24 protein-coding genes are annotated in these 24,378 nt (G+C 60.1%); 7 read left to right on the top strand and 17 right to left on the bottom strand.

The features are described 5' to 3' along the window. Positions 1 to 59: 59 nt before the first annotated feature. The 3 genes from BFP90_RS04120 to BFP90_RS04110 all read right to left on the bottom strand — a co-directional run bounded on the left by BFP90_RS04120 (position 60) and on the right by BFP90_RS04110 (position 3,099). Positions 60 to 644: a nucleotidyltransferase family protein gene (locus BFP90_RS04120; protein ID WP_065892944.1), complete on the bottom strand. Its 585-nt coding sequence runs from the start codon at positions 642 to 644 to the stop codon at positions 60 to 62. Next, positions 641 to 1,627, bottom strand: a complete 987-nt coding sequence (locus BFP90_RS04115) for an XdhC family protein (RefSeq protein ID WP_065892945.1) — start codon at positions 1,625 to 1,627, stop codon at positions 641 to 643. The genes BFP90_RS04120 and BFP90_RS04115 overlap by 4 nt, the downstream gene beginning before the upstream one ends. A 140-nt stretch (positions 1,628 to 1,767) precedes the next feature. Then, positions 1,768 to 3,099, bottom strand: coding sequence for a dicarboxylate/amino acid:cation symporter (locus tag BFP90_RS04110; protein WP_065884792.1), 1,332 nt, complete (start codon positions 3,097 to 3,099; stop codon positions 1,768 to 1,770). Positions 3,100 to 3,438: 339 nt separating this feature from the next. Here BFP90_RS04110 and BFP90_RS04105 point away from each other — a divergent pair, with 339 nt between their 5' ends. Next, positions 3,439 to 4,437: an AraC family transcriptional regulator gene (locus BFP90_RS04105; protein WP_065896011.1), complete on the top strand. Its 999-nt coding sequence runs from the start codon at positions 3,439 to 3,441 to the stop codon at positions 4,435 to 4,437. A 24-nt stretch (positions 4,438 to 4,461) separates the two neighbouring features. On the opposite strand, the gene BFP90_RS04100 is transcribed toward BFP90_RS04105, so the two are convergent. The 3 genes from BFP90_RS04100 to BFP90_RS04090 are packed head-to-tail and all read right to left on the bottom strand — an operon-like array spanning position 4,462 to position 6,806. Beyond that, entirely contained in the window at positions 4,462 to 5,808 is a 1,347-nt protein-coding gene (locus BFP90_RS04100; protein ID WP_065884794.1) for an ATP-binding protein, read from the bottom strand. After that, on the bottom strand, positions 5,805 to 6,482 hold the full coding sequence (locus BFP90_RS04095) for a response regulator (RefSeq protein WP_010208358.1): 678 nt from the start codon (positions 6,480 to 6,482) through the stop codon (positions 5,805 to 5,807). The genes BFP90_RS04100 and BFP90_RS04095 overlap by 4 nt, the downstream gene beginning before the upstream one ends. 18 nt (positions 6,483 to 6,500) lie before the next feature. Next, a complete protein-coding gene (locus BFP90_RS04090) occupies positions 6,501 to 6,806 on the bottom strand; it encodes a hypothetical protein (protein ID WP_065896010.1) in 306 nt (101 codons plus the stop codon). A gap of 179 nt (positions 6,807 to 6,985) precedes the next feature. Here BFP90_RS04090 and BFP90_RS04085 point away from each other — a divergent pair, with 179 nt between their 5' ends. Next, on the top strand, positions 6,986 to 7,702 hold the full coding sequence (locus tag BFP90_RS04085; protein ID WP_065896061.1) for a 4'-phosphopantetheinyl transferase family protein: 717 nt from the start codon (positions 6,986 to 6,988) through the stop codon (positions 7,700 to 7,702). Between the two features lie 81 nt (positions 7,703 to 7,783). On the opposite strand, the gene BFP90_RS04080 is transcribed toward BFP90_RS04085, so the two are convergent. After that, a complete protein-coding gene (locus tag BFP90_RS04080) occupies positions 7,784 to 9,394 on the bottom strand; it encodes an ATP-binding protein (protein ID WP_065896009.1) in 1,611 nt (536 codons plus the stop codon). Continuing rightward, a complete protein-coding gene (locus BFP90_RS04075) occupies positions 9,391 to 10,116 on the bottom strand; it encodes a response regulator (RefSeq protein WP_065896008.1) in 726 nt (241 codons plus the stop codon). Before BFP90_RS04075 ends, BFP90_RS04080 begins: the two co-directional genes overlap by 4 nt. 576 nt (positions 10,117 to 10,692) lie before the next feature. Here BFP90_RS04075 and BFP90_RS04070 point away from each other — a divergent pair. Continuing rightward, positions 10,693 to 13,584 (top strand): ribonucleoside-diphosphate reductase subunit alpha, encoded by a 2,892-nt coding sequence (locus tag BFP90_RS04070; protein ID WP_065892951.1) that lies wholly within the window; start codon positions 10,693 to 10,695, stop codon positions 13,582 to 13,584. Positions 13,585 to 13,675: 91 nt separating this feature from the next. Here BFP90_RS04070 and BFP90_RS28065 read toward each other — a convergent pair whose 3' ends face one another. The 7 genes from BFP90_RS28065 to BFP90_RS04035 form a co-directional block, all read right to left on the bottom strand. After that, positions 13,676 to 14,701, bottom strand: coding sequence for a hypothetical protein (locus BFP90_RS28065; RefSeq protein ID WP_065896007.1), 1,026 nt, complete (start codon positions 14,699 to 14,701; stop codon positions 13,676 to 13,678). A gap of 175 nt (positions 14,702 to 14,876) precedes the next feature. Next, positions 14,877 to 16,187, bottom strand: coding sequence for a flagellar hook protein FlgE (gene flgE, locus BFP90_RS04060; RefSeq protein ID WP_065892953.1), 1,311 nt, complete (start codon positions 16,185 to 16,187; stop codon positions 14,877 to 14,879). A gap of 31 nt (positions 16,188 to 16,218) precedes the next feature. Beyond that, entirely contained in the window at positions 16,219 to 16,938 is a 720-nt protein-coding gene (gene flgD / locus BFP90_RS04055) for a flagellar hook assembly protein FlgD (RefSeq protein ID WP_065884801.1), read from the bottom strand. 16 nt (positions 16,939 to 16,954) lie between these two features. Next, positions 16,955 to 17,398, bottom strand: a complete 444-nt coding sequence (flgC, locus tag BFP90_RS04050; RefSeq protein ID WP_065884802.1) for a flagellar basal body rod protein FlgC — start codon at positions 17,396 to 17,398, stop codon at positions 16,955 to 16,957. 3 nt (positions 17,399 to 17,401) lie between these two features. Further along, entirely contained in the window at positions 17,402 to 17,809 is a 408-nt protein-coding gene (gene flgB, locus BFP90_RS04045; RefSeq protein ID WP_065892954.1) for a flagellar basal body rod protein FlgB, read from the bottom strand. A 312-nt stretch (positions 17,810 to 18,121) separates the two neighbouring features. Further along, positions 18,122 to 18,949: a protein-glutamate O-methyltransferase CheR gene (gene cheR / locus BFP90_RS04040; protein ID WP_065884804.1), complete on the bottom strand. Its 828-nt coding sequence runs from the start codon at positions 18,947 to 18,949 to the stop codon at positions 18,122 to 18,124. Between the two features lie 43 nt (positions 18,950 to 18,992). Beyond that, entirely contained in the window at positions 18,993 to 19,925 is a 933-nt protein-coding gene (locus tag BFP90_RS04035; RefSeq protein WP_065884805.1) for a chemotaxis protein CheV, read from the bottom strand. 75 nt (positions 19,926 to 20,000) lie between these two features. Between BFP90_RS04035 and flgA the strand changes: the two genes are divergently transcribed. From flgA to BFP90_RS04015, 4 genes are all read left to right on the top strand, one after another. After that, positions 20,001 to 20,765 carry a flagellar basal body P-ring formation chaperone FlgA gene (flgA, locus tag BFP90_RS04030; protein WP_065892955.1) on the top strand — a complete coding sequence of 255 codons (765 nt, stop codon included), beginning with the start codon at positions 20,001 to 20,003 and terminating at the stop codon, positions 20,763 to 20,765. A gap of 141 nt (positions 20,766 to 20,906) precedes the next feature. Further along, positions 20,907 to 21,227 (top strand): flagellar biosynthesis anti-sigma factor FlgM, encoded by a 321-nt coding sequence (flgM, locus tag BFP90_RS04025; protein WP_065884811.1) that lies wholly within the window; start codon positions 20,907 to 20,909, stop codon positions 21,225 to 21,227. 48 nt (positions 21,228 to 21,275) lie between these two features. Further along, positions 21,276 to 21,746 carry a flagellar protein FlgN gene (locus BFP90_RS04020; RefSeq protein WP_065892956.1) on the top strand — a complete coding sequence of 157 codons (471 nt, stop codon included), beginning with the start codon at positions 21,276 to 21,278 and terminating at the stop codon, positions 21,744 to 21,746. Positions 21,747 to 21,841: 95 nt separating this feature from the next. Further along, positions 21,842 to 22,591, top strand: coding sequence for a flagellar brake protein (locus BFP90_RS04015; protein ID WP_065884808.1), 750 nt, complete (start codon positions 21,842 to 21,844; stop codon positions 22,589 to 22,591). Between the two features lie 57 nt (positions 22,592 to 22,648). Here the strand turns inward: BFP90_RS04015 and BFP90_RS04010 are convergent, their stop codons facing one another. Beyond that, positions 22,649 to 24,022 (bottom strand): MFS transporter, encoded by a 1,374-nt coding sequence (locus BFP90_RS04010; RefSeq protein WP_065892957.1) that lies wholly within the window; start codon positions 24,020 to 24,022, stop codon positions 22,649 to 22,651. Between the two features lie 114 nt (positions 24,023 to 24,136). Next, positions 24,137 to 24,378 (bottom strand): hypothetical protein (locus BFP90_RS28910; protein WP_218061238.1); only part of this gene is annotated, 242 nt, incomplete at its 5' end.

Genomic DNA, 24,378 nt, shown 5'->3' with positions numbered 1-24,378 from the left:
CTTGATCGTTCCCACGCTCCGCGTGGGAACGATCATCGGGAGCAAGCCCACTCCCACATTCAGTCGGCGCTGAAACTCAACTGTTGCGGCACATCCACATCCCATAGCACGCCTGGATCATCCACCTGCACGCCCCGCACCTGTGCCAGTGCAAACAAAGCCTTCGCGCCACGGTCGCCGGCCAACGCCATCAATGCAGACCCCAACACACGGTCGAAAGCCACCGGATGCCCATACTGTCCGGCATGCACCGGCACGGTGATACTTGCCGGATCGGCCAGCACACGCTCGATCGTCGCGGATCGAATAAACGGCATATCCCCCAGCACCACCAGCCAGCCCTCTGCCCAAGCGCTGGCCGCAACGGCGGCAGCAATGCTGTCGCCCATGCCGGCCGACTCCAGCAGCAGGACCTTGCAACCATGCGCCTCAGCCAACCGAATCACCTCAAGGCGTTCCGGTGAAGTCACCACCCAGCGCTCAACAAGCGTCGCCGGCAGGTTCACCAGCACCTGCTCGATGACTGGCCGTGTCACACCATCGAGCCCAATACAATGTGCCAGCAACTTGTCTCGGTCAGCCCCGGCTTCGGCGCGAAAGCGACTGCCCTGCCCCGCCGCCAGCACTATCGCCGTCACTGTCACTGGGCAACCGCCGCCAGCGGCTTTTTCTGCAGAGGCGCCACGCCGTTCTTGATCGCGACGATTTCCGCCATCAGCGACAGCGCAATTTCCGCCGGCGTGTGGCTGCCGATGTGCAAGCCGATGGGCCCATGCAACCGTGCAATCGCTTCTGCCGACAAGCCCAACGCCGCCAGGTTTTCCCGTCGTTTCTGCGTGTTGACCCGCGAACCGAGGGCGCCAATATAGAACGCACTGGAATTCAACGCCGTGAGCAACGCCATGTCATCCAGGCGTGGATCGTGGGTCAGACAGACAATCGCCGTGCGTTCGTCGGTCTGGATATTGAGCACCGCTTCATCGGGCATGCCCGGCACGAAGCGGCCGTGCTGTTCCTCCCAGCCATAGACGAACTCTTCACGCGGGTCACAGATCAGCACTTCAAAGTCGAGCAGGCGCGCCATTTCCGCGACATAGCGCGACAGTTGCCCGGCGCCGATCAACAGCAGGCGCCAGCGAGGCCCATAGATGGCGCGCAGACACTGGCCGTCAAAGGTCACTGCATCGGTCTTGCTCGCGGCGTTAAGGGTCACTTTACCCGTGGCCAGGTTCAGCTCCCGCGCGACAATTTGATGATCCTCGCAGCGTGCCAGCAATTGCGCGACCCACTCCCAGTCGTCCACTCGTTCTTCGGTCAGGCGCAGGGTTCCGCCGCAGGGCAGGCCAAAGCGCGCCGCCTCATCGCGGGTGACGCCGTAGGTGACCAACTGCACGGGCGGGCCATCGTCGGGCAAACGGCCATCCTGCAGGCGCGCGATCAAGTCATCCTCGATGCAACCGCCGGACACCGAGCCAATCACCACCCCGTCGCCGCGCAGGGCCAACATTGCCCCCGGTGGGCGCGGCGCACTGCCCCAGGTCTGCACCACGCTGTACAACATCACGCGTTGCCCGGCGCGGCGCCATTCCAGCACGCTGCGCAGGACATTCAGATCCACACTGTCCACAAAACCTCCCGCAAGCGTTTCAACCGATTCATTTACTGTAAAACAAAAGCGACTGCCGTGACGCGCCAGAAACGCAAACGCCCCGAACCAGTCGGGGCGTTTGTGTGTTGCTGTCGGCGTTAGTTCACGCCATCTTCAGCTTACTTGACCACAGGTGCAGGGCCTTCGGCCACGCCCAGGTCATCGATTTCGCGGGTTTCGGAGATACCAGTACCGCCGGATGCCAGCTCGCTTTGCAGCTTGTCGGTGTCCAGTTCCTTGACCCACTTGGCCACAACGATGGTGGCAACGGCGTTACCCACCAGGTTGGTCAGCGCGCGGGCTTCGGACATGAAGCGGTCGATACCCAGGATCAGCGCCAGGCCGGCAACCGGCAGGTGGCCGACAGCCGACAGGGTGGCAGCCAGGACGATAAAGCCCGAGCCCGTCACACCCGCAGCGCCTTTGGAGGACAGCAGCAGCACCAGCAGCAGGGTGATCTGGTGAGTGATGTCCATGTGGGTGTCGGTCGCCTGGGCGATGAACACGGCCGCCATGGTCAGGTAGATCGAGGTACCGTCAAGGTTGAACGAGTAGCCGGTGGGGATAACGAGGCCGACCACGGATTTCTTCGCGCCCAGACGCTCCATCTTGATCAGCATGCGCGGCAGTGCGGATTCGGAAGACGAAGTACCCAGTACGATCAGCAGCTCTTCACGGATGTAGCGAATCAGCTTCAATACGCTGAAACCGTGGGCGCGGCAGATGGCGCCCAGCACCACCACCACGAACAGGACGCAGGTAATGTAGAAGCAGATCATCAACTGGCCCAACTGCACCAGGGAACCTACGCCGTAGGCACCGATGGTGAACGCCATGGCGCCCAGGGCACCGATGGGCGCCAGCTTCATGATCATGTTGATGATGTTGAACATCACGTGGGCGAAACGATCGATGAAGTCCAGCACCGGCTTGCCGTAGGCACCCAGGCGGTGCAGGGCGAAACCGAAGATCACCGAGAACATCAGCACTTGCAGGATGTCGCCGTTGGCGAAGGCGCCGACGATGGTGTTGGGGATGACATTGAGGATAAAGCCGACGATGCTCTGGTCTTTACCGGCGGTCACGTAGGCCGCGACTTTCGAAGCGTCCAGGGTGGCCACGTCGATGTGCATGCCGGCGCCCGGCTGCACGACGTTGACCACGATCAGGCCGATCAGCAACGCAATGGTGGAAACGACTTCGAAGTACAGCAGCGCGTAACCGCCGGTTTTGCCGACCGATTTCATGCTTTGCATGCCGGCGATACCGCTGACCACGGTGCAGAAGATGATCGGGGCGATGACCATTTTGATCAGCTTGATAAAGCCGTCACCCAGTGGCTTGAGGGCCACGCCGGTCTGCGGGTAGAAGTGGCCGAGCAAAATACCGATAACGATTGCAACGATCACCTGGAAATACAGGGATTTGTAGATTGGCTGACGAGTCGTCATTGCAAAGTTCCTCAATCGCACCGTGTGGCAAATATCCGCCATTGCCCACGACACTTGAATTGCGAACCCTCCTGCACTGGAGGGATTTGTTTTTGGCGAGGTCTGTAGGAACAATCCTGCGCTGTAATCCCTATCGCAAACGCCATGCCACTTTGCTTAAAACCGATGAAAGCCTTTGCACATGAGGGCTTGCGGCTTGCCGAGGCTCGGCGGGCGTGTAACAAGGTGGCGGATTTCCGCCGACTCGCCCTATCTCGTCCTACAATTTGGCGGATATCCGCCTTGTGACCCTCTCCGGGTGATGGCTACCATCGGCCCTTCCATGGACGAGGCCCTGTCATGCGTGAACGCACCATCGCCAGTCACTTCGCCCGCGCGGCCCTGGGCGGCGCGCGTCGGGCCGGTTACGACTACTCGCGCCTGTTGCAGCAGGTGGGTATCACCCCCGAACAACTGAGCGAACCGCGTGCGCGTATCGCTCCGGAGCAATTTACCCGCTTGCTGCAAATGCTCTGGCTGGCGCTGGATGATGAATACCTGGGTTTCGCCCAGGCGCCGAGCAAGCGCGGCACCTTCGCCATGATGTGTCATGCGCTGATTCATTGCCGCACGCTGGAGAAGGCGCTGGAACGCGGCCTGTTATTTTATAGCCTGTTCCCCCACGGCCCGCGCTGGCAGCTGACACGCGAAGGCGACAGCGTTCGCTTGAGCCTGGACGACTCGCCACTGTGGGACCCGGACCACTTTCTCAGTGAATGCCTGCTGGTGATCTGGCATCGTCTGGGCAGTTGGTTGATCGGCCAGCGTATTCGGCTGCATCAGGTCACCTTCAGTTATCCGATGCCGGCCCACGCCAGTGAATACGACCTGCTGTTTCCTTGCCCCCAGGTATTCGCCGCACCGAACAGCAGTCTGGTGTTTCCCAGCCGTTACCTAGACCTGCCGCTGCTGCAGGATGAACGCACCCTCAAGCACTTTTTACAGCGCTCCCCCGCCGACCTATTGTCTCGACCCGATGAAGGCGACAGCCTGAGCAGCCAGCTGCGCCGCTTGCTCAGCCGCGACCGCACGCCCTGGCCGGACCTGGAAGCGGTCGCACAGCATTTGCATATCAGCCCGCAAACCCTGCGCCGGCATTTGCGTGAAGAAGGCAGCAGCTTTCAGGCATTAAAGGATGAGTTACGCCGTGATATCGCCATATACCATTTGGGGCGGGCGGACTTGTCCTTGCAGGACATTGCAGAACAGCTGGGGTTCTCGGAACCATCGGCGTTTCATCGGGCGTTCAAGAAGTGGACCGGCCTGACACCGGGGGCGTATCGCGCGCAGGAGGGTTGAAGGTGGGCAGCAGGCCTGCCCCCCTCACAAGGCCGGAAAGTGAATCCTGAACGCCGCGCCACCCAGCGCCGAATCGCCCAGGGTCAACCGCGCGTGATAGCTCTCGATAATGTCTTTGACCACCGCCAACCCGATGCCCTGCCCCGGGTGCTGGCGATCAAGCCGTTCGCCGCGCTGCAGGATCCGGGCGCGCTGGTCCGGTGGCACGCCGGGGCCATCGTCTTCGATGCACAGCTCACTGCCGTCCGGGTGCTCCACCAGGCTGATACGTACCTGCTTCACGCATAGGCGGTAGGCGTTTTCCAGCAGGTTGCCGAGCATCTCGAGCAGGGCGCCCTTTTCGATGGGCACGTCGCAGGCGTCCGGCAGGTCGAGGGTCACGGTGACGCGCTTGTCCCGGTAAACCTTGTCCAGGGTGTCGCACAGGCTCTGCAGCACCGGCTCCAGGCGTACCTGATGGCGCACCAGGCCGCTCTTGCGCAGGCTTGCGCGCTGCAATTGATAGCCGATCTGCTGGCTCATGCGCTCGATCTGCGACTGCAGCACCCAGGCCTGGCTGCGCTCCTCGGGGCGCTGGGCCATGTCTTCGCTCACCCCCTGCAATACCGCCAGCGGGGTTTTCAGGCTATGGGCCAGGTCATCCAGGGAGTCGCGGTAGCGCGCCCGCTGTTCACGCTCGCTGTGCAGCAAACGGTTGAGGGAACCGGTGAGGCGCAGCAATTCCCGGGGGTGCTCTTCGCTGAGGCTTTCGCGGGTGCCGCCTTCGATCTGGTCCAGCTCCTGGCTCAGGCGTCGCAGGGCCTGCAGGCCCCAGGTCAGGCCGAGCCAGAGCAGCGTCAACAGCACCAGCAACGCCGCGCCGAAGCCCAGGTAGAGATTCTCGCGCAGGCCTTCGAGGGTCAGTTGATACTCACGCACCGGTTGCAAGGCGACGATGCTGAACGCCGCGCTTTTGCCACCCAGCAGCCGCACCTCGACGTCATAGACGAAGAACTCCTGACCGTTGGCCTCACGAATGCGCGCGAATTCGTTGCCACGCCCATCGTAGCGCGGCTTGTAATTGATCCTTTCTTCCTGGGTCGCCCGCGACCGCCACACCAGATGACCTTCACGGTCGTAGATATAGCCGAGCAGGCGGCTGTCGGTCAGGTTGAAGCGCTCATCGGGCAACTGCGCCGGCATCAGCAGCCGGTTATTTTCCACGCGGGCCGCCGAGATCAGGGTGGTGACATCCGACGCCAGGCGCTGCTCGATGGAATCCTGCAGCGCCAGGCTGAAAGCACCTTGCATGGCGGGCAACAAGCCCAGCATGAACAGCACCGCCAGGGTGGCGGCGGCCAGCATCAGGCGCACACGGAGTGAGCGAATCAACGGCAGCGCTCATTGAACAGGTAGCCCAGGCCACGCACGGTGTCGATCGGCTTGAACCCGGCCGGCCCTTCCAGCTTGCGGCGCAGGCGGCCGACCAGCACTTCGATGACGTTTGGGTCGCGCTCGTCATCATCGGGGTAAAGCTGCTCCATCAAACGGTCCTTGGCCACCACCTGTTGATGATGGCGCATCAGGTATTCGAGGATGCGGTACTCATAGGCGGTCAGCGCCAGCGGTTGTTCGTCCAGCGAGGCTTGCTTGCGATTGAGGTCCAGCAGCAGGGGCCCGGCGACGATGGTGGACTGGGTGAAACCACTCGAGCGGCGCAGCAAGGCGTTCATCCGCGCCTCCAGCTCTTCGAACTGGAACGGTTTGACCACGTAGTCGTCGGCACCGGCAGCCAGGCCTTCGACTTTGTCCTGCCAGTTACCGCGGGCGGTCAGGATCAGGATCGGAAAGGTCTTGGCCTGGGTGCGCAGTTGCCGGATCAGGTCCAGGCCGCCCATGCCGGGCAGCCCCAGGTCGATGATCGCCAGGTCGTGGTTGAATTGGCCGGTCTGGTACAGGGCTTCCTCGGCATTGGCCACGGCCTCGACGACGTGGCCGCTGTCGGTCAGGCGGGTAAACAGGTGATGACGCAACAGCGCCTCATCTTCCACCACCAGCAATTTCATAAGGCTCTCCAAGGCAATTCAACAGTCCGAGCGAGGGATATCATAGCGGCCCTGCAGGTCTTGCGGGCGCAGTTTAATGCCATTGTAGTGGCCAGACTGAGGCGCGTAACCGGCGCGGTAACCCGGTTGAGGCGCGGTGACCAGCGACCGGCCCCACGGTGCGGCCTGAACGCTCACCTCTTCGAAGCTGACCCGATGGATCAGGTTGCCGGTTTTTTTGCTTTTCTCTCGGCCAAAAGCGGCAAACGTGCTATCGCTGGCTTGCACACCGGCGGTGGCACTGAGCATGGTCAATGCCAACAGCAGTTTCTTGATCGCAGTCATGGTGCTTACCTCTTAAGCGTTCAGGCTGTGGCGTCCACACTACGCAAGCGCCCCTGAACTCCCCCTGAACGGGCTCTGAACCCGGCCTGAAGCGCGATGGGGACATACACGACGGACTATCACTACGGGCTATCACTACGGGCTATGCACTGACGCGCCAACTCGGCAAAATGTCGCGCATGACGCCCCTACCCGCCTGCTGTACCCCACTCGATGCCCATTGGCCGCTGCCTGCTCCTTTGCCGGGCACCGTGTTTTTGAGCACGCGATTCGACCCGGCCTTGTTGAACGCCGGCGACTTCCACCGCAGCGCCGTGCCGCCGCCGGCGAGTATCCAGCGCTCGGTGGCCAAGCGCCAGGCGGAATTCCTCGCCGGCCGCCTGTGCGCCCGCGAAGCGCTGCGGCGACTCGATAACCTCGACTGCGTGCCGGCCATCGGCGAAGACCGCGCGCCGATCTGGCCAGTGCACATCAGCGGCTCCATCACCCACAGCACCGGGCACGCCGCGGCGATCGTCGCGCACAGGGCGCAGTGGCGCGGGCTGGGAATGGACCTGGAGAACCTGCTGACGCTGGAACGGGCGCAACGCCTGGCGGGTGAGATCCTTACCCCCGATGAAATGCAACGAATGGCCAGCCTGCCGCGCGAGCAGGTCGCCCTGCTGGTGACGCTGACGTTTTCGGTCAAGGAGAGTCTGTTCAAGGCGCTCTACCCGCTCGTGCACAAGCGCTTTTATTTTGAGCATGCCGAGGTGGTGGAGTGGTCGCAGGCCGGGCATGTGCGGTTGCGGTTGCTCACGGACCTGTCCAGTGAGTGGTGCCATGGCAAGGAATTGGAGGGGCAATTTGGGGTGGACGGGGAGCAGTTGTTGAGTCTGGTGGCGGTTGGCGCCTGATAGACCGCTATCGGGGGCAAGCCCCCTCCCACAGGGGAATGCATTCCAAATGTGGGAGGGGGCTTGCCCCCGATGGCGGTGTCAGGGTTTTCCCTGTTCTCTGGGCCAACTCAGACTGAAACACGCCCCGCCCAGGTTGTTGCTCTTGCTGATCAACGCCCGCCCGCCATGCCAATAGATAATCCGCCGCACGATCGACAGGCCCAGGCCGTGCCCGCCCGAGGCGCGGGTGCGGCTGTCGTCCAGGCGCAGGAACGGGGTGAACACACGTTCCCAGGCACTTTCCGGTATGCCGGGGCCATCGTCTTCCACGTCGATACGGCACCGCACCTGCCCGACCTGATAGCTGATCAGCACCTGGCCCTTGGCGTGGCGCATGGCATTGCTGACCAGGTTCTGCAGCGCGCGATGCAGGTAGCGGGGCTCGGCATCGACCCAGGCGTCCTGCCGATGCGCCGATGAAGAGCACATCCCGCGGGTGACGCTGACCTGCGGGCGCAGTGGCGACAATTCGCCGATCACCTGGTCGAGCAACGCATCGAGGTCGACGCACTGGAAGTCCAACGCCGGCGCGCCCTGTTCCAGGCGCGCATAAGTGAGCATCTCATCGACCAGGCCATCGAGGTCCTGGATATCGCCGTCCATGCCCTCCAGGTATTTGCGCCGAGCCTCGGCGGTGTTGGCGTCGCCCAGCATCTCCAGGCCGAAGCGCAGGCGCGCCACGGGCGTGCGCAGCTCGTGGGACACTGCGCGTACCAGTTCACGCTGAATCGCCAGCAATTGCTGCAAGTGCTCGGCCATGCCGTTGAACGCCGCCGCCAACCGCCCCACCGAGTCGACGCCTCGCGCCGGTACGCGAACCTCCAGGTTGCCCTTGGCGATGCGCGTGGCCGCCGCCTCCAGGCCCTTGAGGCGGCGCTCGAGCTGGCGCACCAACAGGTAGACGATCAGACCGATCAGGGTCAGGCCGATCAGCGCGATCAGGATCAGCCATTGCGCCGGGTACGGGTTCATTTGATACAGCGGGCCGATCTCCAGCACCCACGGCGTGCCGACCATGCCGGCAAACACACGGATCGAATCACCGCCCTTGCCCAGGGCCATCACCGTATCGCCCTCGGCCACGCGTCGACGCTGGTCCTCGTCCATATCGGCCTGGTCGAGGGTCATCAGGTGCATCTCGAAACCAAAGCCCTTGGCCTGCTTGAGGTCAGCCAGACGTTGCGGCTGCTCGGCCACCGGAAACCGCACCAGTTCGTCGGCCAGCAGGTAGATAGTGGCGCGGGCCAATTGCTCGCTGATCTGCTGCACTTCGCCGGTGAGCACCCATTGCTCCTGTTCGCTGACCAGACGCAGTACCCGCGCAGCATGGGGCCCCGTCTGCTCCACCAGGACCTGGCCACGTTGCAGGCGCTTGCGCTGGCTCATGTCCAGCTGCGCGTCGGCGAAGGTGCGCAACTGCAACGGAATGCCCAGCAATCGCTCCCACACCGCCAATGCGCGCTGACGCTCGATGGCGCTCATGGGCCGCAGATTGTCGCCCATCAACGCGAACGTGCCATGGGCCAGGCGCTCGCGGTATTGGTCGCTGCGCACATCGTTGAGCAAGTGCAGGGCCAGCACCCCCAGCAGCGCGACCAGGATCAGCGCGGCGCACATGCCGCCGTAGATGCGCAGGAAGATCGAGTTCACAGCGGCATGTCGGCAGCGGCTTCGGGCACGAACAGGTAGCCTTTGCTGCGGATGGTCTTGATCAGGCGCGGGTGGATCGGGTCATCGCCGATCTTGGGGCGAATACGTGAAATGCGCACATCAATCGAACGATCCTGGCCGTCGTAACCGACGCCGCGCAGGGCGATGAAAATTTCTTCGCGCGACAGAATGCGCCCGGCGTTGGCCACCAACAGCCACAGCAGGTCGAACTCGGCACTGGTCAGTTCGATGCCGCCCTGGTGCAGCCAGGCCTCGCGCAAGGCGTTGTCCACCACCAACGGGCCGAATTGCAGGCGTCGCTGGTGCTCCACCGCAACCGCCGGCGCCGGTTCGCTGCGCCGCAGCAGGGCCTGGATACGCGCCAGCAACAGGCGCGGACGCACGGGTTTGCACACGTAGTCATCGGCGCCCATGTCCAGGCCCTGCACCTGGTCCATGTCGTCGGTGCGCGCAGTGAGCATCAGGATGACGCCGTCATAGCCCCCGCGCACCTTGCGGCAGATGCTCAGGCCGTCTTCGCCGGGCAGCATCAGGTCGAGGATCACCAGGTCAGGCTGCTCGGCGATAATGCGCGCCGCCGCCAGGGCACCGTCGTTCTCCACCGACACGCGCAGGCCGTTGCTCTCCAGGTATTCGCGGGTCAGCTCGGCCAAGCGTTCGTCATCCTCGACGATCAATACCTGCCAGGGATCCTGTCCCATGGGTTGTCCTCATTGTTATAGGAAATTCTTCCGGCCAAGACGGTCCAGGCACAGCCTGTTTGTCATGTATTGAGGGCATAACGAGGGTCGATTGTAGCCATGGGCCAACCCATAAGCACAAGTCGGGAAATCGATTCGGCCATGGCGTTTTTTTGTGGTAGGGTTCGCGCCCTTCGAAAACCGCCAGCTTGTTTTAGCTTCGAAACATTTAATGACAAACGGCGCAATCCAGCAGTAATGCGGCCTACACGCCCCTTCAACCTTTCTTACACATTTTACTCACAGTGTTATCCACAGGTTAGTGCGTTGCTAACACCTGTAAAACGCATTATCTTGTACCTCGGCACTTCAAGAGACCCTACATGTAGGGTTTTGGCGGAAAGCGTCCAACCACATAAGCGGCTCGAAATTCAAGCGCTTTATTGCTGGCGCAACGTGGAACCAACCGATTTTCAGTAGACCAAACCGCTCACGCGGATGGCAGCTGTTTTTCATCCAAAGATATGGAAAACGGTACGGGTGTTGCAGGAAAGCCTGGCACTCGCAATCAAATATAGAACGTGGAGACAACCCCCCATGCAAACCGACACAACTCGCGAGAACCCGCAGGGCTCCGTGCCGCAGGCCGCCGATTCGAATATGGATCTGTCCGCCACCGCACCTGGCCAATTGCGCGTGATCAAGCGTAACGGCACTGTCGTTCCTTACACCGATGACAAAATCACCGTCGCCATCACCAAAGCGTTTCTTGCAGTTGAAGGCGGCACCGCTGCTGCTTCGTCGCGCATCCACGACACCGTTGCCCGCCTGACCGAACAGGTCACCGCGACCTTCAAGCGTCGCATGCCATCGGGCGGCACCATCCACATCGAAGAAATCCAGGACCAGGTCGAACTGGCCCTGATGCGTGCCGGCGAGCAGAAAGTTGCCCGTGACTACGTGATCTACCGCGATTCGCGCGCCAAGGAACGTGCCGTACACGCGCCATCCGCCGACGCCGTGCAAGCGCACCCGTCGATCCGCATCACCCTGGCCGATGGCAGCTTTGCGCCACTGGACCTGGGCCGCCTGAACACCATCATCACCGAGGCCTGCGAAGGCCTGGAAGAAGTCGACGGTGACCTGATCCAGCGCGAAACCCTGAAGAACCTGTACGACGGCGTGGCCCTGACCGACGTCAACACCGCCCTGGTGATGACCGCCCGTACCCTGGTTGAACGCGAGCCGAACTACTCGTTCGTGACCGCGCGCCTGCTGATGGACACCCTGCGCGCCGAAGGCCTGGGCTTCCTCGGTGTCGCCGACAGCGCCACCCACCACGAGATGGCCGACCTGTACGCCAAGGCCCTGCCGGCCTACATCGCCAAGGGTATCGAATTCGAATTGCTCAACCCGATCCTGGCCACCTTCGACCTGGAAAAACTCGGCAAGGCGATCAACCACGAGCGCGACCAGCAGTTCACCTACCTGGGCCTGCAAACCCTGTACGACCGTTACTTCATCCACAAGGACGGGATCCGCTTCGAACTGCCGCAAGTGTTCTTCATGCGTGTGGCCATGGGCCTGGCGATCGAAGAGAAGCACAAGGAAGACCGTGCGATCGAGTTCTACAACCTGTTGTCGTCCTTCGACTACATGTCGTCGACCCCGACCCTGTTCAACGCCGGCACCCTGCGTCCACAGCTGTCGAGCTGCTACCTGACCACCGTGCCGGATGACCTGTCGGGCATCTACCACGCGATCCACGACAACGCCATGTTGTCCAAATTCGCCGGCGGCCTGGGCAATGACTGGACCCCGGTGCGTGCACTGGGTTCGTACATCAAGGGCACCAATGGTAAATCCCAGGGCGTCGTGCCGTTCCTTAAAGTGGTGAACGACACCGCCGTTGCCGTGAACCAGGGTGGCAAGCGCAAAGGCGCTGTATGTGCCTACCTGGAAACCTGGCACATGGACATTGAAGAATTCATCGAGCTGCGCAAGAACACCGGTGATGATCGTCGTCGTACCCACGACATGAACACCGCCAACTGGATCCCTGACCTGTTCATGAAGCGTGTCTTCGATGACGGCCAGTGGACCCTGTTCTCGCCGTCCGAAGTGCCGGACCTGCACGACCTGACCGGCAAGGCCTTCGAGGAGCGTTACGAGTACTACGAAGCCCTGGCCCAGTACCCTGGCAAAATCAAGCTGTTCAAGACCATCCAGGCCAAAGACCTGTGGCGCAAGATGCTGTCGATGCTGTTCGAAACCGGCCACCCATGGCTGACCTTCAAGGACCCGTGCAACCTGCGCAGCCCGCAGCAGCACGTGGGCGTGGTCCACAGCTCGAACCTGTGCACCGAGATCACCTTGAACACCAACAAGGACGAGATCGCCGTCTGCAACCTGGGCTCGATCAACCTGCCGAACCATATCGTCAACGGCAAGCTGGACACCGCCAAGCTGGAACGCACCGTCAACACCGCCGTACGCATGCTCGATAACGTTATCGACATCAACTACTACTCGGTGCCACAGGCGCAGAACTCCAACTTCAAGCACCGTCCGGTCGGCCTGGGCATCATGGGCTTCCAGGACGCCTTGTACCTGCAGCACATTCCTTACGGTTCCGATGCTGCCGTCGAGTTCGCCGACAAGTCCATGGAGGCGGTCAGCTACTACGCTATCCAGGCTTCCTGCGACCTGGCCGACGAGCGCGGCGCCTATGAGACGTTCCAGGGTTCGTTGTGGTCCAAGGGCATCCTGCCGCTGGACTCGCAACAGATCCTGATCGAGCAGCGTGGCCAGAAGTACATCGACGTTGACCTGAACGAATCCCTGGACTGGGCGCCGGTACGTGCCCGTGTGCAGAAAGGCATTCGTAACTCCAACATCATGGCCATCGCACCGACCGCAACCATCGCCAACATTACCGGCGTGTCGCAGTCGATCGAACCGACCTACCAGAACCTGTATGTGAAATCGAACCTGTCGGGCGAGTTCACCGTGATCAACCCGTACCTGGTCCGCGACCTGAAAGCCCGTGGCCTGTGGGACTCGGTGATGATCAACGACCTGAAGTACTACGACGGTTCCGTGCAACAGATCGAGCGCATCCCGCAGGAACTCAAAGAGCTCTACGCAACCGCGTTCGAAGTGGACACCAAGTGGATCGTTGACGCCGCCAGCCGTCGTCAGAAGTGGATCGACCAGGCGCAGTCCCTGAACCTCTACATCGCCGGTGCTTCGGGCAAGAAGCTCGACGTGACCTACCGCATGGCGTGGTACCGTGGCCTGAAAACCACTTACTACCTCCGTGCCCTGGCCGCGACCAGCACCGAGAAGTCGACCATCAACACTGGCAAGCTGAACGCCGTTTCCAGCGGCAACCATGGTGATGACTCGGTTCTCGCCGCGCCAGCTGGACCTGCGCCAGTGCCGAAGGCGTGTGCGATTGATGAGCCGGATTGTGAGGCTTGCCAATAGGCCGCAGAGCTTGCTAGCGGCTAAAGGCAAATGAAAAACCCCGGTAACTCCAGGCTTTAAATGGATTTACCGGGGTTTTTCTTTTGACTGCTTATATAAATACACTGACTATGCCAGGCTCCGGAACCCCTCCGCGCTTTCCCCATAGCTCGACCCGATTACCGATAACTGCCATGGAATGGCTTTTATATTCCACAGTACCTATTTTTCCATTGGCGAAATCAGCATGAGTACCTTGCCGATATAGCCCACGCAGCCCTAAACGATCCAGACCTTCACGAGCCACCTCTCCATCGTTGAGAGTGCGCATTGCTTCATAAAAGCTGAGGTTGGTCTTCCCGTCATTCCCTTCCTTCTGCGCCCGCTTGGCACTTGCGGCATACATGAAGTTCGCATCAGTCATCATCGAGGCATCATCGCCTCTGAAATTAGCGAAACGGGCGGCCTGCTTCAGTTCGTCTTTGGATACATGGACCTGCACACCATCTCGCATCACCACATCCCAACCATTACCCGCCTCCGCTACATTTTTAAACACATCGGTAGGTTTTTGGCCGAACTGCTGCATTGCAGCCTTTATTGCTGAAACGGTGACACAATTTCCGGTGAAGCCTTGGCTGAAGCCACTCCAGATATTTTTGGGTGCAACACCAGGATTGCTGTTATCTACTCTATAGTCAAAATGGCTAGCGCCGCTGGTGATCGGCAAGTCGCTCATCGAGTCACGAGGGCCAAAATCCGCTCGATTCACGCCGCCACCACCACCTGGCGGCGTAGGAGAAGGAGCGGGAGAGGGGCCGTCTTCATCCGCAAACAATTCTGGAAAGAGCGCCTTCAACCAAGCCCACCAGGCTTCACTGACATCGCTCTTGAGCTGCTCGAGAATCGCCTTGAATGTCTCGTCCCCCAACTTCTCACGCAGCGCATTCAACTTGTCGCGCGTGTCCTGAACTGTCTGCGTCTTGCCCGACTGCTGCGCCTCAAACAGTTGGTTAAGCAGGGTTTTAACCGTTGCCTTGTCGGCGTCAGGCGCTACCGGTTTCGACTGATCCGCAACCCTGACAGGTAGCGGTCCTGCGCGCTTGCTATCGGCTGCGAAAACACCCGTACCCCACATATCCCCGCCCCCTATGATGGCTGAACCTCTCGGCTATGATCCGATCAGTGGCAAGGCGGGCATGCCGCGTTCCGTGCGGCGCATGTCTGCGCGTAACCCTATATGTCGCCGACACTTTTCCTACGGGCACAAAAAAGCCCCTCTTACGAGGGGCTTCCTGTGGAGCGCCGGCGCATCACGTCATCTGAATGATGGTCTGCATGATGGTGCTCTGGGTGGAGATGGTCTTGGCGTTCGCCTGGTAGTTGCTCTGGGCCTTGATCAGGTCCACCAACTCATTGGTCAGGTTGACGTTGGAGTTCTCCAGGGAGTTGGCCACGATCGAGCCCAGGGTGCCGGATTGCGGGGTGTCATAACCCGGTTGGCCCGACGCGAAGGTTTCTTTCCAGGTGGTGCTGCCGGCGGGTTGCAGGCCTTGTTCGTTGTTGAAGCTGGCCAGCGAGATCTGGCCGATAGCCTTGCTCTGCTGGTTGCTGAAAGTGGCGAACAATACGCCGCTGCCGTCGATCTTCAGGCCGGTGATCTGGCCGGTGGCATAGCCATCGGTCACCGGAGGGTTACGGTAGGTGGCCGAGTTGTACTGGGTGATGTTGGCCATGTTGACCGCAATCCCACCCGGGTTGGCATTCGCACCGTTGGCCTTCCACACACCATTGGTCACCGTACCCGGGACCCAACCGGCAACGGTGAGGGTCTTATCGGATACACCACCGGTCACCACACTGGTGAGTTTGCCCGCGCCATCGAAGGTCAGCGTCGACGCCACAGGTGGGGTCGATGGGGTGCCCGTCGGGGAAGAACCGTCAGGGTTGCGGCCGTCGATCAGGGTGTAGGCATTCCACTTGTTGCCGTCGGTTTTCACCAGGTACTGCACCATCGGGTGAGCGTTGCCCTGGGAATCGTACAAGGTGGTGCTGTATTGCGTGGTAAAGGTGTCGGTCTTGGTGGGATCGAATGGCTTGGCCGTTTGATCGATCACCGGCTCCGAGGAGTTCAGGTTACTGGCGGAGTCCACTTTGGTGGAGGCCTTGGGCGGCAGGTTCGTCAGGTTCAGTTGCAGGTCGGTCAGGCCGCCCTTGTTGATTTTTCCGTTATCATCCGCCGCGTAGCCTTGCAGGCGCGAGGTACCGCTGTTGTTGGTGATGTAGCCGTCTTTGTCGGCACGGAACGCACCGCTGCGGGTGTATTCCAGCGAACCGTCACTGCCCTTCTGCACGAAGAAACCGCCGCCCTGGATCGCCATGTCCAGGATGCCGCCGCTGCCATTCACGTCACCCTGGGTGAATTGCTGCGACACCGCCGCCAGGTTCACGCCATTGCCGATGCTGTTCTTCCCGGTGCCCAGTTTGGACGCCGCGTAGATGTCCGCGAACTCTGCACGGGACGACTTGAAACCAGTGGTCGCCACGTTGGCAATGTTGTTGCCGGTCACGTCCAGTTGTTTGTTGGCCGCATAGAGGCCGCTAAGGCCGATATTAAAAGACATGTTTCTCTCCCTCTGCCGTTGTTAGCCGGCTCTATGTACCGATAGTCTGAATTTGCGACAGCTTGACGCTGCCCATGCCGCCTGCAAGGTTCAACAGCATTTCGCCACCAGTCTTGCTCAGCGTCACGCTGGTCACCGTTGCCGGCAGTGAAGTAGCCAGGGCAACCGCGTCGCCCTTGTCGCTCTTGGCGGAGGCCGCGAAGGTGTAAGTGCCGGCTGGGGCAACCTCACCCTTATCGTTTTTGCCATCCCAGATGAAGTCCGACGAACCCGCGCTCTGGGCGCCCATATCGAGGGTGCGCACCACGTTGCCGTCCTTGTCGGTGATCTTGATCGAGACGTTGCCCGTTGCCGCCGTTACCGCCACCGACCCGTTCATGCTCTTGCTGGTATCGACCAGTGCCTTGTCGGTCTGGGTGATGATCGAACGTCCCACCAGCGACGAAGCCTGCAGCGCCTGCGACGAGCTGAAGTTGCTCGATATGTTGTTTACCGAGTCGTTCAGGGTGTTGATGCCTTCCAGGCTGCTGAACTGGGCCAACTGCGCCACGAAGGCACCGTTGTCCTGTGGCGACAACGGGTTCTGGTTTTTCAGCTGGGTGACCAGCAGTTGCAGGAATGCATCCTTGCCCAACGCCTGGTTGCCGGTGGCAGCCTTGGAAACATTCGCTACATTGTTTGAAGCGTCCTTGACCTTGGAGTTGAACAGGTCCTGGACTGCCGTGTTGTTCGACGTATCAACGATGGCCATTATTTGGCGCCCCTTATCACTGACCCAGGGTCAGGACCTTCTGCATCATGGTTTTGGCGGTGTTCATCATTTCCGCGTTGGTCTGGAACGAACGGCTGGCGGAAATCATGTCGGCCATCTCCTCGACCACGTTGACGTTGGGGTAGTAGACATAACCCTTTTCGTTCGCTGCCGGATGATTGGGCTCGTAACGCGCTTCGAGGTTGCTCTGGTCCTCGACCACACCCAGTACCTGCACGCCTTGCCCGGCGGCATCCTGGTTCTGGAACAGCGAATCACTGCCGCCGCCCTGGCCGCCCTGGAACATGGTGGCAAATACCGGATGACGGGCACGGTAAGTCTGGTCGATGCTCGAAGACACGGTCTCGGCGTTGGCGATGTTACTGGCGACGGTGTTCAAACGCGTGGTCTGCGCGCTCATGCCACTGCCGGCAATATTGAAAACACTGGACAGGGACATGGCTTATTCTCCACGCAGGGCTGACATCAGCCCTTTGAATTTGCTGTTGAGCAGGGTGAAGCTGGCCTGGAAGTTCACCGAGTTTTCGGCGTAGTTCGATTGTTCCAGTTGAGCATCAACGGTGTTCTGGTCGATCGACGGCTGCATCGGCGTGCGATACAGCAGCGACTCGTCACCACTGCTCAGGCCTTGCGCTTCAATATGACGGCTGTTGGTCATGTTCAAGGCGAAGGCGCCGTTTTTGGTCTTGTCCTGCTGTGCGGCGAGCACGGCGGAGAAGTCCAGGTCCCGAGCCTTGTAGTTCGGGGTGTCGGCGTTGGCAATGTTGTTGGCCAGGACTTCGGCACGCTGGGCGCGGAAGCCCAGGGCTTTTTCGTGGATACCGAGCGCTTTATCGAAGCTGATGCTCATGGCGGAAACCTTTAGGCTGACCTGCTGTTCGTTAGCAGGGTTATAGCAAGGTGCATGCCAATGTGACCAAGCCCCGTATATCAAGGGCTTGCAGAGAAATTGCCGGCGGCAATGCCAGAAAAGCGGCAAGTGCTTTCCGCGTGGCGCCAGTAAAGCGGCAATGGAAGGATTGCCGCTACCGTTGAAAGTGCCGCGAAACAAATGTGGGAGGGGGCTTGCCCCCGATAGCAGTGTGTCATGTCATGAATAGCTGACTGACCCACCGCCATCGGGGGCAAGCCCCCTCCCACATTTTTTACCGGGTAAACGTTGTTATTTGGCCTGGTAGATGATTCCCGGGCTGCACTGCACCATCTGGTAGTGATCCGGCAAGCCGTTCAAGGCTTCCGACGCGCCAAGGAATAGATACCCGCCGCGCTTGAGCGTGCCATGAATGCGCAAGAGGATGTCCTTCTTCACTTCGGCCGAGAAGTAGATCAGCACGTTGCGACAGAACACCATGTCGAACTTGCCCAGGCTGGCGTAGCTGTCGAGCAAGTTGAACGAGCGGAACTCGACGCGGTTCTTGATCGGCGCCTTGATCGCCCAGCGCCCTGCCCCCTTCGGGTCAAAATAGCGCTGCAAACGTTCCTGGGACAGGCCTCGGCCCAGGGCCAGGCTGTCGTACTCACCGGTCTTGCAGTTGGTGAGCATGCTGCCGGAGAGGTCCGTCGCCACAATTTGCGCGCCGGCTTTCAACTGGCCCATGTTGGTCCGCTCGAACTCGTCGATGGTCATGGAGATCGAATAAGGTTCCTGTCCCGAGGAGCATGCCGCCGACCAGATGCGCAGGCGCTGGCCCGGGCTGGCCTTGATGGCTTCGGGCAGCACTTTGTTCTTGAGCACCTCAAAGGGGTAGGTATCGCGAAACCATAAGGTTTCGTTGGTGGTCATGGCATCGACCACCATCTCCTTGAGCCCGCTGCGCGGCTGCCCCTGGATACGCTGGACCAGCTCACCCAGGGATTTGATGCCCTGCTGTTCCATCAGCTTGTTGAGACGGCTGGATACCAGGTACTGCTTGTTTTCACCGAGCAATATGCCACAGGCTTTTTCCAGGAAGACCCGGAACTGTTCGAAATCCAAATTACCCGTAGACAATGGTACCGCCTCTTAAATCGTGTGACCGCCAGGAGAAATGCCCCTAGCCGTGATCTGCTGCCTTGATCCGGTCGACTACCCGGGATGCGAGGTCATCAGGCCGGAATTTGGCCAGGAAGTCATCTGCACCGACCTTCTTGACCATGGCCTGATTGAATACCCCCGACAACGAAGTATGCAGGATGATGTGCAATTTTTGCATGCGTGGATCGTTGCGTATTTCAGCCGTGAGGGTGTATCCGTCCATTTCCGGCATTTCAATGTCGGAAATCATCATCAGGAACTCTTCTTCCGGCTTCTTGCCCTCGTCCACCAACTTGCGCAGGTAATCCAAGGCTTGGCGCCCATCATTAAGGGCTACGACCTCGACGCCAACGGTTTGCAGGCAACGCGTGACCTGCTTGCGCGCGACAGAGGAGTCGTCCACGGTCAACACGCGCAGGGATACCGCCTTGTGTGCCGTCTCGGCATCCACGACCCCGACGGAAATCGTTTCCGAGGTGGGCGCAACCTCGGCGAGGATTTTCTCCACGTCGATGATCTCGACCAACTGGTTATCCACCCGCGTCACCGCCGTGAGGTAATGATCGCGCCCGGTGCCCTTGGGCGGCGGATGAATCTCTTCCCAGTTCATGTTGACGATACGTTCCACCGAGCGCACCAGAAACCCCTGGGTCTTGGTGTTGTACTCGGTAATGATCACGAACGGGCTCTCGCGGTCCTGCAAACCAGAGGACCCGGTGGCCATTGCCAAGTCAAGAATGGGGATGGTCGCGCCACGTATATTGGCAACGCCACACACCACCGGACTGGACTTGGGCATGATCGTCAGCTTGGGACACTGCAGCACTTCGCGCACTTTAAACACGTTGATCCCGTACAGCTGCTTGCCGTCCAGGCGAAAAAGCAACAACTCCAGGCGATTCTGCCCTACCAGCTGTGTGCGCTGGTTTACTGAATCCATTACACCTGCCATGCCCAGACTCCTAAATCCCAGAGGTACGATGCGTACCCAACACTAAACGGCACGAGCTTTGCTATTTGGTTGGCTATGGATATTAAAACGACAGTTTCCCGACGCGCTTGCCGCCCAAAGTATCGCAGATTGCTCTGCGCCGCGATGGCGCTGCTTGTCTGGGGCGTGGGCGTCACCGCTCGCGCCGACAACGTCACCCTGCCTGATCTCCTTATCGGCGTCACCCAGGGCTTTCTTGAATACACTGTAGAAGATTATCTGGAGACCACCCAGACACCGGGGCGCTATGAGATCCAGGTCAATCAGTTGGACCCGCGCCTGCGCATGCCGATGTGTGACAAGGAATTGACAGCCACCCTGGAAAGCCCGGCCCAGCCCATTGGCCGTGTCACCGTAAAAGTACGCTGTGAAGGCGCCTCACCCTGGACGGTGTTTGTACCGGCTCAAGTCAAATTGTTCCGCGACGTCGTCGTGGTGGCACGGCCGTTGAAGCGCACCGGCATCATTGGCGATGACGACGTTGCACTGCGTGAACGGGATATCAGCCTGATCAACCAGGGTTACCTGACCTCCCTGGACCAGGCGATCGGGCAGCGCCTCACCCGACCAGTGGTCACCGACCAAGTGATTACCCTGGTTCACCTGGAGCAGGCTGAAGTCATTCGTAAAGGTGACCAGGTCGTGATTTCCGCCAGCAGCGGCGGGTTGAACGTAAAAATGCCGGGGGAAGCGCTGTCCAACGGTGGCATGAGCGAACAGATTCGCGTCAAGAACCTCAACTCCAACCGCGTGATCAAGGCGCGAGTGACAGCTCCGGGCCAAGTCGAGGTGGCGTTATAGATGACTGGTACGGGGCGCCAGGTTTTCCTACACTGTGCATAGAGTGCTCCGTGCGGAGATTTATTGTCATTCGCGCCTAAAGTTTGTCCGGGTATTGCCGAAAACATGGCAAGCGTCCAAATACCCAGAGGTTTTTTGATCATGGTCATTGATTTCAGCCGTTTAAATAACACCCCGACGACGTCAGGCACTACGCGTACTGCCGGCAAGGAAAACGTAGAAGCCAAGTCCCAGCCCCTGCCGGCCAAGGCAGAGCAGGCGAGTGCGAGCCAGAGTGGGGAGTCGGTTCACCTGAGTAATGAGGCTCAGCAGTTGCAGAAGGTCACTGACTCGCTGCGCGATCAACCGGTTGTCAATAAAGCCCGCGTGGCCGAGTTGAAACAGGCTATCGCCGATGGCAGTTACACAGTCGACAGCAACCGTGTAGCCAGCAAGCTGCTTAACTTCGAAGCCGAGCGCTAGGCAAAGGCCTGCGCTGGGCTTCTGGACGCTTAAAACCCAAGGCCAGCCATGCACCACGACGAACATTTGCTTCAACTGATCATTGATGATCTGGCGCCGACGCAACAACTGCTCGAGCTGCTAAAAGAAGAGTCCCTGGCCCTGTATGGCCGGGATATGCCTTTGCTCGAAGAAATACTCGCGCGCAAACAATCGCTGATTGTGCTGCTCGAACAGCACGGCACGAAGCGCAGCGAGATCCTCAACAGCCTGGGCCTGCCCGCCGATCACGACGGCCTGGCACAGTTGGCAAGCCATTCCTCGGTCGGCGATCAGTTGCTGACGCAAAGCAAAGCGCTCAATCACCTGCTCACCCAGTGCCAGGAAGCCAATCTGCTCAACGGCCAGTCGATTCAGCTACAGCAAGCCACCACGGCCAATCAGTTACGTATTCTTCACGGCGGCGAGCCCCCGGCCCTGTATAACGCCCAGGGGTCCACTTCACGCCTGGTCAAGCCAAGCACCCGCAGCCAAGCCTGACAGCGGTTCAAAGCGCGGCCTATCCAAGGTGCGCTACATACTGGCAAAATGCCGGTTCTTGCGTGTAGTCGTATTTTCCTGGAGATGGAACAACCGTGTTCAACGCCCTTAATGCGGAAGATGCACCGCAGCCACCCAAGGTTCTTACCACACCTTTGGAAATCGCCAGCACGCTGCGGATGCTCCAGGAAAGCCATGATCCATTGATCATCACTTTCCACGAACGCAGCCAACGCTTCCAAAGCTACCTTGTGGACATCGACCGGGACAGCAAGACGCTGGTGCTGGACGAAATGATTCCGCGTGACGGTGAACGTCACCTCGAAAATGGCGAACCCTTCCGCGTCGAAGGTTTTCATGACGGTGTCCGGGTCGCCTGGGAGAGTAACGGCACGCTGAGCATCAGCGAGAAGGATGGTCACCGTATCTACAGTGGCAGCATGCCCGGTGAGGTGGTCTATCATCAGCGTCGCAATGCATTTCGCGCGGCACTGAAATTGGCGCAGTTGGTCAATATCGAATTGGGCGGCGAAAAGCTCAAGGCTCCGGTCAACGGCAAGTTGCTGGACATTTCCGCCACTGGATGCAAATTGCGCTTTGAAGGCGACATCGCCGAACGCCTGCAACTGGGGCAGGTCTACGACCGCTTCATCGCCGCGCTGCCATTCGGCAACATGACTACCGCTGTCGAGTTGCGTTACCTGCATTTCGAAGACAGGATCAACACCACGTTTGCCGGCGTGCGCTTTCATAACATGAGCGGTTTGGTGCAGCGCCAGGTAGAACGCTTTGTGTATCAGCTGCAGCGTGAAGCTCGACGCTTCGACAAGGACGACGACTTTTAAGCCTCGAACGCTGAAGTGAAAACGGGCAGATCCTGATAGGGTCTGCCCGTTTTCCGTTCAGGGGCGCGCTCTGCTCAAGTCGTGGGGATGGTCTTCCGAGTCTGTCGACTCAGGCGCTACCTCGACAGCCGGCTCGTCGACGACAGGTTCTGGGTCCGGTTCAGGAACAGTGGCCTGCATCTGCTCTTGCACCACCTGTTCATCTACCCGCGGGTCAAGGGCTGCCACCAACGGCGAGCTGGACATACTGTCAGGCATCGCCACGTGATGCAGCGGCGCATCGTCTACCTGATGCAAGTTGGTCACCGCCTTCGGCCGTATGCGCCATACCAGGATCAACGCGCAGAGGCTGAAAAACGCGTACAGCATCTGGCTGCCGAACAGCTTCATCACCACACCTGCCAGAAGCGGGCCGATACTGGCGCCCACTCCGTAAGTCACCAGCAACATGGCCGTCAGCGAGACCCGGCGATCACCTTCTACGTGGTCGTTGGAAAAAGCCACGGCCAACGGGTACAGACAAAACTGCACAAGTGAACAAAAGAAGCCCGCTACGAACAGCACTTCCAACGGAACCTGAGTCATGATCGCCAAGGGCAATGCCGCCACTGCCAGACACAAGGCAAAGCAGCGGATCAGCAGCGCGCGGTCATAGCGGTCGGACAACCAGCCCAGCGGCCACTGCACGAGCAGTCCCGCAAAAATGCAGGAGCCCATGAACAGGCCGACTTGCTCGGTCGTCAACCCCTGCTGGGAGGCATAGAGCGGCGCCAGGCCATAGAACGAGCCCACGATCAGTCCAGCCCCCAGCACCGTGCTGAGGGACTGTGGCACGCGCTTGATAAAGAAACGCGGCTCCATCGGCGCCGGATGCAGCGGTGCGGGGTGAATACGTCGGGTCATGGCCACCGGCACCAGGCACAGGGCAAAGCACAGCGCGACCAGCATCAGCAGTTCAAGCCCCAGATGGGGATGCATGACCAGTATCAGCTGGCCCAGTACGAGACCGAGGTAGGAAGCGATCATATAGCCGCTGAACACTACGCCACGCTGCTTGGCCTCCGCCTGCTCATTGAGCCAGCTTTCAATGACCATGTACTGGCACATCATCCCCAGGCCCACGATCACCCGCAGGACGATCCAGGCAGGCAGCCAATCGATCAAACCGTGCCCCAGCACAGCCGCGCCGACGATCCCGGCGCAGGTCGCGTAGGCGCGTATATGCCCGACACGAGCGATCAAGCGGTGCCCGATCTTGCCGCCCAGCACCAGGCCAAAGTAGTTGGCCGCCATCAACGCACCCACCCACAGGCTGTCGACATGGTCAGCCGCCAGTCGCAAGGCTAAATAAGTACTGAGCAGGCCGGAGCCGATCAGCATCATCAAGGAGGCGAAATAAAGGGCTCGAAAAGATTTCCAGATCTGGCGCATCGGCGTTCCGAGCGGCTCCTTGCAGTGAGGGGACAGGGCTATCGCATGATAGTCCGCGTTGGTCGGGTCCGGACAGGCGGCATTAGCCTTTTCCAGGGATTATTTTGCTTAAGCTCAGACGCTGACTGCGTGGCTGAAAGGTACATAGCGGGCAGATAAATATACCGCGCACCACCTGTGAACCTGGATCAGGTGCAAGGTTCGACTGGTGTTTGGATATCTGCGATAAAAGCCCTGAATAGAGCGATCCATAGAGGGTGAGCCTGTTCGATGCGCAGGCTTTTCGAGCGCCCAAAACAAAACCCCTGTTTGCGTTAGCAAACAGGGGTTCTGGAATTTAATCTTGACGATGACCT

It is taken from the genome of Pseudomonas sp. 24 E 13 (assembly GCF_900004715.1).
GTDB lineage: Bacteria > Pseudomonadota > Gammaproteobacteria > Pseudomonadales > Pseudomonadaceae > Aquipseudomonas > Aquipseudomonas orientalis_A.
The sequence above is the reverse complement of the archived record's forward strand: the minus strand, read 5'-3'. Positions and strand labels throughout refer to the sequence as shown.